The 12,657-nt window shown below is 60.2% G+C and carries 11 protein-coding genes; 5 read left to right on the top strand and 6 right to left on the bottom strand.

The genetic code is table 11. From position 1 onward, the window contains the following. Positions 1–71: 71 nt before the first annotated feature. The 3 genes from AEYBE204_RS35620 (at position 72) to alaS (ending at position 4,425) form a co-directional block, all read left to right on the top strand. Positions 72–389, top strand: coding sequence for a transcriptional regulator (locus tag AEYBE204_RS35620; protein ID WP_023463415.1), 318 nt, complete (start codon positions 72–74; stop codon positions 387–389). Between the two features lie 141 nt (positions 390–530). Beyond that, positions 531–1,604 (top strand): recombinase RecA, encoded by a 1,074-nt coding sequence (gene recA, locus AEYBE204_RS35615; protein ID WP_023463414.1) that lies wholly within the window; start codon positions 531–533, stop codon positions 1,602–1,604. Positions 1,605–1,788: 184 nt separating this feature from the next. After that, a complete protein-coding gene (alaS, locus tag AEYBE204_RS35610; protein WP_023463413.1) occupies positions 1,789–4,425 on the top strand; it encodes an alanine--tRNA ligase in 2,637 nt (878 codons plus the stop codon). Between the two features lie 52 nt (positions 4,426–4,477). On the opposite strand, the gene AEYBE204_RS35605 is transcribed toward alaS, so the two are convergent. The 3 genes from AEYBE204_RS35605 to AEYBE204_RS35595 form a co-directional block, all read right to left on the bottom strand. Next, positions 4,478–5,047, bottom strand: a complete 570-nt coding sequence (locus AEYBE204_RS35605; RefSeq protein ID WP_023463412.1) for a TMEM165/GDT1 family protein — start codon at positions 5,045–5,047, stop codon at positions 4,478–4,480. Positions 5,048–5,268: 221 nt separating this feature from the next. Beyond that, positions 5,269–6,192: an AEC family transporter gene (locus AEYBE204_RS35600; RefSeq protein WP_023463411.1), complete on the bottom strand. Its 924-nt coding sequence runs from the start codon at positions 6,190–6,192 to the stop codon at positions 5,269–5,271. 37 nt (positions 6,193–6,229) lie between these two features. Next, positions 6,230–6,844, bottom strand: a complete 615-nt coding sequence (locus tag AEYBE204_RS35595) for a DUF2939 domain-containing protein (protein WP_023463410.1) — start codon at positions 6,842–6,844, stop codon at positions 6,230–6,232. Between the two features lie 151 nt (positions 6,845–6,995). Between AEYBE204_RS35595 and AEYBE204_RS35590 the strand changes: the two genes are divergently transcribed. Continuing rightward, the gene (locus AEYBE204_RS35590) at positions 6,996–7,535 is read left to right on the top strand and encodes a tetratricopeptide repeat protein (RefSeq protein WP_023463409.1); all 540 of its coding nucleotides are present in this window, start codon (positions 6,996–6,998) and stop codon (positions 7,533–7,535) included. Positions 7,536–7,537: 2 nt separating this feature from the next. Here AEYBE204_RS35590 and AEYBE204_RS35585 read toward each other — a convergent pair whose 3' ends face one another. The 3 genes from AEYBE204_RS35585 to AEYBE204_RS35575 form a co-directional block, all read right to left on the bottom strand. Continuing rightward, a complete protein-coding gene (locus tag AEYBE204_RS35585; protein WP_023463408.1) occupies positions 7,538–8,599 on the bottom strand; it encodes a putative zinc-binding metallopeptidase in 1,062 nt (353 codons plus the stop codon). A 94-nt stretch (positions 8,600–8,693) separates the two neighbouring features. Continuing rightward, a complete protein-coding gene (locus AEYBE204_RS35580; protein WP_023463407.1) occupies positions 8,694–9,764 on the bottom strand; it encodes an SGNH/GDSL hydrolase family protein in 1,071 nt (356 codons plus the stop codon). Between the two features lie 112 nt (positions 9,765–9,876). Then, positions 9,877–11,091, bottom strand: coding sequence for an NADP-dependent isocitrate dehydrogenase (locus AEYBE204_RS35575; protein WP_023463406.1), 1,215 nt, complete (start codon positions 11,089–11,091; stop codon positions 9,877–9,879). A 220-nt stretch (positions 11,092–11,311) separates the two neighbouring features. Between AEYBE204_RS35575 and AEYBE204_RS35570 the strand changes: the two genes are divergently transcribed. Continuing rightward, complete coding sequence (locus AEYBE204_RS35570) at positions 11,312–12,139, top strand: RNA methyltransferase (protein ID WP_023463405.1); 828 nt, start codon at positions 11,312–11,314, stop codon at positions 12,137–12,139. Positions 12,140–12,657 lie beyond the last annotated feature (518 nt).

Raw genomic sequence — 12,657 nt, 5'->3', positions numbered from 1 at the left:
CGCAAGGGGGAGGACATGACCGGATCACGGAATGAAATGCCTTTGTCGCGCAAACCTCTGAGAGGGTTTGCATGAAGCCCTTTGCCGCCGATGCCCTTGAGGATCTGGTCCATGCGCGGGCGCGTCTGGCCATACTGGCGTTCCTGTCGACGGCGGGACAGGCCGATTTCACCGATTTGCGCGACGAGATTGGCATCACCGACGGCAATCTGTCGCTGCATTTGAAAAAACTGGGCGAGGCGGGATACGTTTCGATGCGCAAGAAGATCATCGCCAAGCGCCCCAATACCCGCATCAGCCTGACCCAGACCGGCCGCGACGCCTTTTATAACTATCTGGATCAATTGAAGCTTATGCTGGACAGCGTTCCGGCCAAGCCCGCCACGTAATTATTTTCTGGAACGGGGATAATTATTTATGAGAACATATTGCGAACGTGGAACGAATGGGGTACAAACGATTCAACAGATTTAACCGTTGAGGGGGATGGACCTCGGGGACGGGAATCGTGCCATAGGAGGGTTTGGTTTATGTCGCAGGCGGTATTGAAACTCGTGGGTAAAGACGAAGCAGAAAAACAACGCGCTCTTGAATCGGCGCTGGCGCAGATCGATCGCGCCTTCGGCAAGGGCTCGGTGATGAAACTGGGCGCCAATGGCAAGACGACCGATATCGAATCGATTTCGACCGGATCGCTGGGCCTCGATATGGCGCTCGGCATCGGCGGTCTGCCCAAAGGGCGGGTCATCGAAATCTATGGTCCGGAATCGTCGGGCAAGACGACGCTGGCCCTGCATACGGTGGCCGAAATCCAGAAGGCGGGCGGTACGGCGGCTTTCGTCGATGCCGAACACGCGCTCGACCCGACCTATGCGCATAAGCTGGGCGTCAATCTCGACGACCTGCTGGTGTCGCAGCCCGACAACGGCGAACAGGCGCTGGAAATCACCGATACGCTGGTCCGTTCCGGTGCCGTCGATATCGTGGTCGTCGACTCGGTCGCGGCCCTGACGCCCAAGGCTGAAATCGAAGGCGATATGGGCGACAGCCTGCCGGGTCTGCAAGCCCGGCTGATGTCGCAGGCCCTGCGCAAGCTGACCGGTTCGATCTCGAAGTCGAAGTGCATCGTCATCTTCATCAACCAGATTCGCATGAAGATCGGCGTCATGTACGGTTCGCCGGAAACGACGACCGGCGGCAACGCGCTGAAATTCTACGCTTCGGTGCGTCTCGATATCCGCAGCATCGGCAAGATCAAGGTCCGTGACGAAATCGTCGGCAACAATGTCCGCGTCAAGGTTGTCAAGAACAAGGTCGCCCCGCCGTTCCGCGAGGTCGAATTCGATATCCTTTACGGCGAAGGCATCTCGAAGCTGGGGGAAATCATCGACCTCGGCGTCAAGGGCGGCATCGTCGAAAAGTCGGGCTCGTGGTACTCGTTCAACTCGACCCGCATCGGTCAGGGCCGCGAAAACGCCCGCGACTTCCTGAAAGCCAATCCGGAGATGGCGCTGGAAATCGAAAAGGGCGTCCGCAAGAAGGCCACGGCCATTGCCGAAGACCTGCTGGGGACCCCGGAACCCGATGACGACGGCGAAGACTAAAGCCTTCTGAATTGAATGCCCTGTCCGTGATCGGACAGGGCATTGTGCTATTTGACGCATAGTTTTTTGCAAATAGCGCAAAAAATACCCACGGTGCCGCAAAGGTCTTTGCGCAGACTGGCAACCTCTCTATATACGGCTGAATCTGTGCTTTCTTTAGACCGGCCCTGCCGTTCGGAGTCCCATGCCTTCCTTAAACGAAATCCGTCAGACCTTCCTCGACTACTTCGCCAAGAACGACCACGAAGTGGTGTCGTCTTCGTCGCTGGTGCCGCAAAACGACCCGACGCTGATGTTCACCAATGCCGGCATGGTGCAGTTCAAGAACGTCTTTACGGGCGCGGAAACGCGGCCCTACAAGCGCGCGACGACGTCTCAGAAGGTCGTGCGGGCGGGCGGCAAGCATAACGATCTCGACAATGTCGGCTATACGGCGCGCCACCACACCTTTTTCGAAATGCTGGGGAATTTCTCCTTCGGCGACTATTTCAAGGAACAGGCAATCGAACACGCCTGGAACCTGATTACCAAGGAATACGGCCTCAACAAGGACCGCCTGCTGGCGACCGTCTATATCGATGACGACGAAGCCTTCAATCTGTGGAAGAAGATCGCCGGGTTCTCCGACGATCGCATCATCCGCATCGCCGGGTCTGACAATTTCTGGTCGATGGGCGATACCGGTCCCTGCGGCCCGTGTACGGAAATCTTCTACGACCACGGCGACCACGTCTGGGGCGGCCCTCCGGGTTCGCCGGAAGAAGACGGCGACCGCTTCGTTGAAATCTGGAATCTGGTCTTCATGCAGTTCGACCAGCAGCCGGACGGCACGCGCCTGAACCTGCCGAAACCCTCGATCGATACCGGCATGGGGCTTGAGCGTGTCGCGGCGGTGCTGCAAGGTGTGGACAACAACTACGATATCGATCTGTTCAAGGCTCTGATCTCGGCCAGTGTGGCGGAAACCGGCGTTGCCGCCGAAGGCGAAGCCCTGCCGTCGCATCGCGTCATCGCCGACCATCTGCGCTCGACCTCGTTCCTGATCGCCGATGGTGTCACGCCATCGAACGAAGGTCGCGGTTATGTGCTGCGCCGAATCATGCGCCGCGCCATGCGCCACGCCTATCTGCTGGGGGCCAATGAGCCTCTGATGCCGCGTCTGGCCCCTGTGCTGGTGCGCGAAATGGGCGACCATTACGGCGAACTGAAGCGCGCCGAGGCGACTATCGTCGAAACCCTGCGTCAGGAAGAAGAGCGCTTCCGCCGCACGCTGGGCCGGGGCATGAACCTGCTCGACGATGCGACGCGCGACCTCAGCGAAGGCGGCGTTCTGTCGGGCGACACGGCATTCAAGCTTTACGACACCTACGGCTTCCCGCTCGACCTGACGCAGGACGCCGTGCGCGCCAAGGGCCTCACGGTCGACACCGATGGTTTCGATGCGGCCATGAAGCTGCAAAAGGAAAAGGGCCGCGCCAACTGGAAGGGTTCCGGCGAAAAGTCGGTGCAGGCCGAATGGTTCTCGATCCGCGACAAGGCGGGCGCGTCGGAATTTGTCGGTTACGACGATCTCGATACCCAAAGCCCGGCGGTGGTCATCGTCAAGGACGGCGAAAACGTCACCGAAGGCCTGGTCGGCGACAATCTTCAGGTCGTCTTCGGCCGCACGCCCTTCTATCCGGAAGGCGGCGGGCAGGCGGGTGACACCGGCACGATCCGTTGGGCCGGCGGCGAAGGTCGTGTCCTCGATACGCATAAGCAGGCCGGTGATCTGATCGTCCATGACATCGAAATCAGCGAAGGTGTGCTGGCCGTCGGCGACGACGTGCATCTGAGCGTCGATGCGCACAAACGCACCACGACCCGCTCGAACCACTCCGCCGCGCACCTGCTGCACGCCGCGCTCAAGCACGTTTTGGGTGCGCACGTGGCGCAAAAGGGCCAACTGGTCGATGCCGAGCGTATGCGTTTCGACTTCAGCCACGGCGCCCCGCTGACGCCGGAAGAGATCGAGCGCATCGAGGCCGAGGTGAATGCGGTCATCCTGCAAAACGAAGCCGCAACGACCAAGATGATGGCGCCGGAAGCCGCCATTGCAGCCGGTGCCGTGGCGTTGTTCGGTGAGAAATACGGCGATGAAGTCCGGGTCCTGTCGCTCGGCCACGCGCTGCAAGGCGAAGGTGGTTTCAGCGTCGAACTGTGTGGCGGGACGCACGTCTATCGCACGGGTGACATAGCGCTGTTCAAGATCGTGTCGGAAGGCGGCATTGCTGCCGGGGTTCGCCGTATCGAGGCGGTGACCGGTGAAGCGGCGCGTCAGTACCTGCTGGAGCAGGCGGGCGTCGCCAAAGCGCTGGCCGATCAGTTCAAGGTGCCGGTGGCGCAGGTGTCCGCCCGCGTCGAAGCCCTGATCAGCGACCGCAAGCGGCTGGAAAAAGAACTGGCCGATGCCAAGCGCGCGCTGGCGGTCGGCGGCGGCGGGGCAGCCTCGGGCCCTGAAGAGATCAACGGTGTTAAGGTTCTGGCCCGCGTGCTCGACGGTGTCGGCGGCAAGGATCTGCGGCCTTTGGCCGAGGATTTCAAGAAGCAGGTCGGCTCCGGCGTCGTGGCGCTGGTGGGTGTACTCGATGGCAAGGCGGCGGTGACCGTCGCGGTAACGCCGGACCTGACCGGGCGTTTCAATGCCGCCGAGCTGGCCAAGGCGGCGGTCATTGCGATGGGCGGTCAGGGTGCGGGCGGCAAGGCCGACTTTGCTCAGGGCGGTGCGCCGGACGCCACGAAGGCCGATGCCGGTCTTGAGGCGATACGCGCGGCGATCTAACCTGCGACATATCAAAGGAAAGCCGTCCGGTGTGAACCGGACGGCTTTTTTGTTATGCGGAAACGATCTGCCAGACGCTGAACAGGCCGATGGCGATAAACAGGGCCGAAGCGACGTAGCGGACGACCTTCATCGGCACGATCTTCAACACCTTGTCGCCGAACAGAACGGCGGGGACATTGGCCAGCATCATACCCAGTGTCGTGCCGACGACGACCCAGACAAACGCGTCCTCGTACCTGGCCCCCAGAAACACAGTGGCGACCTGAGTCTTGTCGCCCATTTCGGCGAGGAAAAACGCGATCAGGGTGGTGATGAACGGGCCGTAGTCTTTCTTAGGGGCTTCGTCGTCATCCATCTTGTCGGGGATCAAAATCCACAAACCCAGCGCGATGAACGCCACAGCGACGATCCACGGCATATAGGTAGTCAGCGCCAGTCCCGATACGAAATGCCCGACCCAGGCGGCCAAGGCGTGATTGGCGATGGTGGCGAAAAAAATGCCCCAGATGATCGGGATCGATTTGTGGTAGCGCGCGGCCAGGATCAGCGCGAGCAATTGCGTCTTGTCGCCGATTTCGGAAAAGGCGACGAGGGCGGTGGAATTGAGAAAAGCGTCCATAATCAACAGATTCGGTCGGGCGGCAGAGACTTACGGCACGCCTGACTCCGCCCAACCCTAGGCTATGACAGCCATAATGGCTGCGTCAGAAGCGCCGCAGGTCTCACCAAATCCGTATAGGACCGAATAACGCCATGCCGATGCCCGGCAAGTGTGTTGACGTTACCGCGCATATCGCGCCGGTTACTCCCCCGAAGGACGGCTCAGGCTTTAGCCGGGACTCACAGGTGAGTCAAGACCAGCGCCAGCCCGGAAAGGGTGAACAGCGAAATGACGGTCGACTGGGCAATGGATACCGCAGCGCCTTCGTACCACAGGCCGTACATGCGCGCCTGAATGAAGACGCTGACTGCCGTGGGGCAAGCAGCGAGGAAGACGGCGACCTTGAACAGCAGCGGCGGCACGCCCGCGATGTGCATGACCACGGCCATGATCGCCGGAGCCAGCAGCAGCTTGCCCGTGACCGCGACGACCGTGACCGGGGTCAGGCCGCGCAAACGCTCGAATGGCATAAGGCCGAGCATCCCGCCCAACGCCACCAGCGCCACCGGCACCGACGAACGGCCCATGATATCGAGCGCCTGATCGACCATCGGCGGGAGCTTGACACCGGCCAGCATCAGGCCGACGCCGAGCAGCGACCCCAGTACGGTCGGGTTTTGCATCGTCCGCTTGAGCGCCAGTCCGACGCCATTTCCGCTGGCCATCGACAGGCCCGCGCAGCCGATGAAAAACAGTATGAGGAAGTCGGCAACGAACAGCAGCGGTGCGGCCTTGAGCACATCCGGCCCGAACAGACCGGCGGCGATCGGCATGCCCAGAAAGGCGCTGTTGGAAATAAAGGCGGCCATGCCGGCGCCGGTCGCTTCGCCGCGCGTGGCTTTGAAGGCTTTGGCGGCGACAATGCACAGGCCGGACGACAGAACGAACGCGCTGGCGTACAGCGCCAGCCAGCTGGACATAGCGGCATCGGGGCGTGGTAACTGGGCAAAGGCGTGGATCAGATAGGCAGGGAAGCCGAGCCAGTAGAAATAGGCACTCAGGCCGTCGAGGCCTTCGGCTTTCAGCCGTCCCGTCCGCACGAGCAAAGCGCCCAGCGCAACGAAGCTGAAGAAGAGAAGAACACGGCTGATAGTATCGAACATGCAGGCGGTTTAAGGCTTTGCCGCCGTCATGAAAAGCCTATTTCGCATCCGGGCCGAAATCGGCGGCGGGCGAGCTTGCGTCGCCCGTTGCTTCGACGGCGTCGGGATCGGGCAGGCCGATATGGGTAATCTGCCAGGCGAACAGGCCCTTGCGTTTCATGGTGAAGACCGTGACACCGATATCGGGCTGTTTGATCCCCAAACGCGCGCGGTCGATGCTCCAGTAAAGGATGCGCGGCATCGGCGGCTTGGGCGAAAATTCGCGCGGTTCGACGGTGTTGGCGTCCTTGCCCGCGCCGTAGGACAGGGCCAGCAGCCCCTTGGCGGTGAGGTACGAGTCGACGTCGACGATCGGCGTTTTCGGCGGGGGCGCGGCGATGTCGGTGATGGCGCGGCCGATGGCGCCGATGGGATCGCGCAAAACCGATGGCGGCGGCGGGGCGGCGGTGACGTCGCCCTTGGCCTCGGCCAGAAGCTGCGCCCTCAGGCTGGCGCGCACGTCGTCGAAGGCGACCAGTTCCGAAAGGCTCTTGATGTCCTCGGACTCTGCCGCCGAACGCAGATCGTAGAACGCCCACACCGGGCCGATGGCAAAGCCGAACAGCGCCACGAGCACGGCGACGATGATGGCGATCGACAAGGTCTTGAACACGCGTATTTCCCCAGACTATACGGACTGAAATGGTTAACACGGAAAAATGGGCCTGTCGCCCTGTCAGAACGCGTGAACAAAAGCCCACGGCATTTTAATATGCGGGTGTGGTATGATCTCCACCGGGTCGGGGCCTTTTCAGGAGCCCCAAATGAATACGACCGTTGACGATCTGCTGGATCGCGTCGATCAGTTGCAAACCAAAAAGGACGGTCATGCCACGACGCGCGCGGTCGAGGACCTGCTGGAACAGGCCCTCATCGCGGCGCGTGAGGCGCAGGACGTCGATGCCATGATCGAGGTGGCCTTGCGCGTCGCCCTGCTCAAACGCGATCAGGGCGATTTTGAAAGCGCGCTCGACGACCTCGGCGATCTGGCCGTCGTGGCGCGTGAGCAGGGGGATGCCTTTACCCTGGCGGTCGTTCTGCGCCACATGGGCGATATATTTCTGTTCGGTGAGGATTTCGAAATGGCCGAGTCCTATCTCGGCGAGGCGGTGACCCTGCTTGAGAAGGTGCCGGATGTCGATCCTCTGACCCGCGCCGAGCATTTCCGCAGTCTGGCGCTGTGTTTCAATGCCCAGGGGGAGCGGGAAAACGCGCAGACCTGGTGGCGGCAAGCCCGCGACCTGTTCCTGATTGCCGGGAAAGAGGCGGGCGCCGTCGAAGCCGAATCCTATCTGTTTCCGTAAGTTTACACGGGCTGCCGCATGATCAGTCGATGGACGAAGCCCATCTTTTGCCGCACACGCGGTGAGAGGATGAACGGGTAGAGCGGGCGCTCACCCATGGCCGAGTGGATCGAATTGATCGCCAGACTGAGCGGCACCCAGACATCGGCCAACTTCTTGAAGTCGGTAATACCGTAGGGGTCGAAATCGACGTCGGCGGTAAGCTGTTCGGGATTGGGCGTCTTGAGCGCCATGCCGTAGCAGTGCGCGGTTTCCAGCGCATCGGTGATGTGCAGGACGTGAGCGAAGGTCTCGGCGAAATCCTCCCACGGGTGCATCGAAGCATAGGTGCTGATAAAGGTATCGCCCCAGAAACGCGGCGGCCCTTCGCTGTAATGGCGGGCGATGGCCTGATCGTAATCGAGGCTCTCGTCGCCGAAGACGGCGCGGCACTGCTCGATCAGGCCGGCGTCGCGGACCAGCTTATTCCAGATAAAATGCCCGCTCTCGTGGCGGAAATGCCCCAGCAGCGTGCGATAGGGCTCGCCCATCTGAGCACGCACGGTTTCGCGCACGGCGTCGTCGGCTTCGGCGGCGCGGATCGAGATGACGCCCTCATCGTGGCCGGTCATGGCCTGCTGGCATGAACCGTCGGGCAGGTGCGAGTCTTCGAGGTAATCGAAGACCATGCCGCCCTTGGGGTCGGTCTTACGGTCAGGGGCGGGAAGGTTCCATTTCAGAAACGCATAAAACAGGTGCCGCTGGGCCTCGGAAATGCGCCGGAAGGTGTCGAGGTCGTTGGGAATCAATCGATTGTGCCGGCAGGCACGGCAAAAGACGCTGTCGTCGCCGTCGGCCACCAGCCAGTTGCACACATCGGTCTTGGCGTTCTCGCAGAAACGGTAGGTCCGCTCGCGACCGGCGGGACGCCACAGTTGCTTGCCATTGGCGTCGGTGCCGATGGGATCGACGGCGCGCAGTTCGAGGCTGAGCGGCGAAAAGCCCAGACGGTAGCCGCAGTTGACGCAGTTGCGATTGTGGAAAAAGGTCGTATTGCCGCAATTGCCGCAGTGAAAGATCTTCATGCCGTAGAGGTCCCTAGTTTTTCGGCGAACCTAGGCGGAAACGCATAAGGCGAGTATGGGCGAATGCGGCGGCAATGCAAAGCGGTGGTTAAGGTCAGCGCCACACGTCCGGGTGCGCGTCGATCCAGCCCTTGACCACAGCCGACAGCTTCTGATGGTCGGCGAGGGACGGATGACCATGACAGCCAGCATAGTCGAGGCCACTGAAAATGACGGCATCGACGCGGGTTTCGCCTTCGCCTTTCAGGGTTTGAGTGACGGCGATAACCTGATCGCGGATTTCGCCGTCCATCTGATCCGAGGCCATCAGCAGAAACTGCGCTTTGGGGTGATCGGCACGCAGGCGTGTGACGAAATCGACATAGGTGGTGCGATAATCGGCACGTAATGCTGCGCGGGTCGTCCATTTTTCACCGGCGGTGAGCGCGGTGGAAAAATCGTTGGTGCCGAGCCCTATGACGATTAGCTCAGGTTGCCAGTTCGGGTCGCTATATTCCGTCTTGCCGTCGAACAGGACGTATTTGTAAAGCAAGGGCAGGGTATCGGCTCGTAAGCCATTGTAGTTGCGGACCATCCCGCGACCGGAAAAGGCATTGATCTGGTAATCGGCATCGTACGCTTTTGCCGTTATCGGTCCGAAGGCCTGAGACGTGTCGGTCGTCGCCCACACGTCGTCCTTGGTGCATTCGCGTTTCGTCGAGGTGTTGCCGTAGCCTACCGTGAACGAGTCGCCGATAAATTCAATCTGACGGATGCGGGGAGGCAAAGGCAGTGCGCGGCCTTTGGCAACGAGAATTTGATTGAAAGCACCGGAATAGGTTTGTGTTTCGCTGATTTTTTCGATGCGGATTGTGTGGGTACCGTCGCCCAGCTTGCCAATTCGTATAACCTCATGGCCCTGATCGGCAAGCCTCATATACAGTTTCCCATCAATCAGAACCTTATACTGGACGCCGGAACCATCGGTTTCCAGCGAAATTTCAGGCCCTTTGAAGGCCCCTTCAAAATAGACGCCGGGCCATTGGTGCTTATGGCCGATTTGATTGGGAACCGTTTCAACCCGGCCGCCGACATGTAAAGAAACGCGTTCATTTTCTGGATCTGCCGACACACCGGAGGCCAGAAGTATTCCGGGCACAAGCCACAAATATACTGCCGGTTTCATTATATCTCCCTTTTTTAAGCCGACAATGTCGGGAAAACCCTGACCGGTCAACAAACGAAAAGGCCGCCCGCGAACGGACGGCCTTTCAGTATTGCCTCGAAAGAGGGTTAGCTTAAGCCGCCAAGGCCTTCGACAGGTTTTCGGAGATCTTGTCGAGGAAGCCCTCGGTCGTCAGCCAGCCCTGCTGATCGCCGACCAGAAGCGCCAGATCCTTGGTCATGAAGCCGGCTTCGACGGTGTCGATGCAGACCTTTTCCAGCGTTTCGGCAAAGCGCGTCAGTTCGGCATTGTCGTCCAGCTTGGCGCGGTGCTTGAGGCCCTGCGTCCAGGCAAAGATCGAGGCCATCGAGTTGGTCGAGGTGGCCTGACCCTGCTGGTGCTGACGGTAGTGACGGGTCACCGTGCCGTGAGCGGCTTCGGCTTCCATGATCTTGCCGTCCGGGGTAACCAGAGCCGAGGTCATCAGGCCCAGCGAGCCGTAGCCCTGAGCGACCGTATCCGACTGCACGTCGCCGTCATAGTTCTTACAGGCCCAGACGAAACCGCCGCTCCACTTCAGCGCCGAGGCGACCATGTCGTCGATCAGGCGGTGTTCGTAGGTCAGGCCCAGTTCCTTGTACTTCGCCGCGTATTCGGCGTCGAAGATGTCCTGGAAGATGTCCTTGAAGCGGCCGTCATAAGCCTTCAGGATGGTGTTCTTGGTCGACAGATAAACCGGGTAGTTGCGCGCGATGCCGTATTCGAACGAGGCGCGGGCGAAGTCACGGATCGATTCGTCGAGGTTGTACATGCCCATGGCGACGCCGGCGCCGGGGAACTTGAACACTTCGTGCTCGATGACCTGACCGTCTTCGCCGACGAACTTCATCGTCAGGGTGCCCTTGCCGGGGACCAGGAAGTCGGTAGCCTTGTACTGGTCGCCGAAAGCGTGACGACCGACGACGATCGGCTGTGTCCAGCCGGGGACGAGGCGCGGCACGTTCTGGCAGATGATCGGCTCACGGAACACGACGCCGCCGAGGATGTTGCGGATGGTGCCGTTCGGCGACTTCCACATCTTCTTCAGGCTGAATTCCTTCACGCGGGCTTCGTCCGGCGTGATGGTGGCGCACTTGACGCCGACGCCGCAGGCCTTGATGGCTTCGGCGGCATCGATGGTCACCTGATCGTCGGTGGCGTCGCGGTTTTCCATGCCCAGATCGAAATATTGCAGATCGATATCAAGGTAGGGATGGATCAGCTTGTCCTTGATCCACTGCCAGATGATACGGGTCATTTCATCGCCGTCGATATCGACGACCGGATTGGCTACCTTGATCTTCGCCATGTGCGTTCCCTTTGAGAAGGTGGTTTCGGTTGGCCTCCTATAGCGCCAAGCCGAAGCCGGTGCAAAGGGCGAAATGCGAAAGGGGCGGAGCAGGGCGCGTTTTTACTGGCGAAATATCGATTTTGCCGGTGCGGATTTGTCACCTGTGAGGGGTGATGGCGCTGGTGAAAATGACGCGCGCCTTCTGGCGATTTAAACGCGCCTCATCTATAGAGCCGTCATGAAAGACAATCGACCTGCCCCGCCCGTTGAGCGCCCCGACCTGACCTTGCCCTGCGTGATCCTCGATCGCCCGCAGATGGCCGAGAACATCGGCTCGGTCGCTCGCGTCATGGCCAATTTCGGCCTGCGCGATCTGCGCATCGTCAATCCGCGTGACGGCTGGCCGCAAGAACGCGCCTGGGCCATGTCGTCTGGGGCGCACTGGCCGCTCGACAACGCCACTATATATGAGACGGTCGCCGAAGCGATCGCCGACCTCAATATGGTCTATGCGACGACGGCTCGCCCGCGCGAAACGCATCTGCCGATCCGTACGCCGCGCCAATGCGCCGACGACTCCTATGATAATGCGCAGAAGGGCCTGAAAACCGGCCTGCTGTTCGGTGCCGAACGCGCCGGGCTGGAAACCTTCGACATTGCGCTTTGCCAGTCGATCGTCACCATCCCCGTCGATCCGGCCTTTCAGTCGCTCAACCTGTCTCAGGCGGTGAACATCGTCCTCTATGAGTGGCGCCTGAAGATCATGGATGCGCCCAAGGCCGCCTTCACCCAGAACTTCGACAAGCCGGCGGAGCTGGACAAGCTACACGGGCTTTATGAGCATCTGGAAAGCGAGCTCGACACCGCCGGCTTCTTCTTCCCGCCGGAAAAGAAGGAATCCATGCAGCGCAATCTGCGCGTCGTCCTCAACCGGGCGCAGATGACCGAGCAGGAAGTCCGTACCTGGCGGGGCGTCGTGACGGCGCTGGTAAAGGGCAGGGGACGGGTTCTCGCCCGGATTGCCGCTGAAAAGGGCGAAAATCATCTGCCTCCTGAGGATAAGTAAGGTTTTCGGGCCTTGTGCTGTGGATAGGCGGCAAAAAATGCCGAAGCAGCGTTGACTCTCGGTCTGGCGGCCTTTAGACACCGCCCTCCCGGCGACGGACATAACGAAGCGACGAAGTTTGAATGAGGAAAACCTCAGTAAAACCAAGGCCTTGGATGTGTTTAAAGCCCGGGAATGTCGATTGAAAATCTTTTAAGATTGTCGGTTGACAGGGGTGGCAAGGATGACTATCTACGCCGCTCCGCTGCACACGAAACCTTCCGGTATCGGATGCGGCACGGTCAGGTTCCTGATTTTAAAACGGTCGAAAAACTTTTTTAAAATAAAGACTTGACTGAAAAAATCGAGCGGTTATACACGCCGCTCTCCGCTGAAAAGGCCTTACGGTTTTGGAAGCGGACGGGTCGAAAAAGTTTGAAAAAACTGATTGACTTAAAAATCTGAAGCGGTATAAGCGCCGCTCCTTCTGACAGCTAGGTTAAAGTTGTTCACCGGGCCGGTTCGGCTGGCTCGTGTGG

Origin of the sequence: Asticcacaulis sp. YBE204 (assembly GCF_000495855.1) — a bacterium.
In the GTDB taxonomy this organism is placed as follows: domain Bacteria; phylum Pseudomonadota; class Alphaproteobacteria; order Caulobacterales; family Caulobacteraceae; genus Asticcacaulis.
Note: the sequence above shows the minus strand (reverse complement) of the source record. Positions and strands in the feature narration are given on the sequence as shown.

Coding starts and splice junctions, on each gene's coding strand:
- recA (WP_023463414.1), top strand. CDS start 531: ATGTCGCAGGCGGTATTGAAACTCGTGGGTAAAGACGAAGCAGAAAAA.
- alaS (WP_023463413.1), top strand. CDS start 1,789: ATGCCTTCCTTAAACGAAATCCGTCAGACCTTCCTCGACTACTTCGCC.
- AEYBE204_RS35600 (WP_023463411.1), bottom strand. CDS start 6,192: ATGTTCGATACTATCAGCCGTGTTCTTCTCTTCTTCAGCTTCGTTGCG.
- AEYBE204_RS35585 (WP_023463408.1), bottom strand. CDS start 8,599: ATGAAGATCTTTCACTGCGGCAATTGCGGCAATACGACCTTTTTCCAC.
- AEYBE204_RS35580 (WP_023463407.1), bottom strand. CDS start 9,764: ATGAAACCGGCAGTATATTTGTGGCTTGTGCCCGGAATACTTCTGGCC.
- AEYBE204_RS35605 (WP_023463412.1), bottom strand. CDS start 5,047: ATGGACGCTTTTCTCAATTCCACCGCCCTCGTCGCCTTTTCCGAAATC.
- AEYBE204_RS35590 (WP_023463409.1), top strand. CDS start 6,996: ATGAATACGACCGTTGACGATCTGCTGGATCGCGTCGATCAGTTGCAA.
- AEYBE204_RS35570 (WP_023463405.1), top strand. CDS start 11,312: ATGAAAGACAATCGACCTGCCCCGCCCGTTGAGCGCCCCGACCTGACC.
- AEYBE204_RS35620 (WP_023463415.1), top strand. CDS start 72: ATGAAGCCCTTTGCCGCCGATGCCCTTGAGGATCTGGTCCATGCGCGG.
- AEYBE204_RS35575 (WP_023463406.1), bottom strand. CDS start 11,091: ATGGCGAAGATCAAGGTAGCCAATCCGGTCGTCGATATCGACGGCGAT.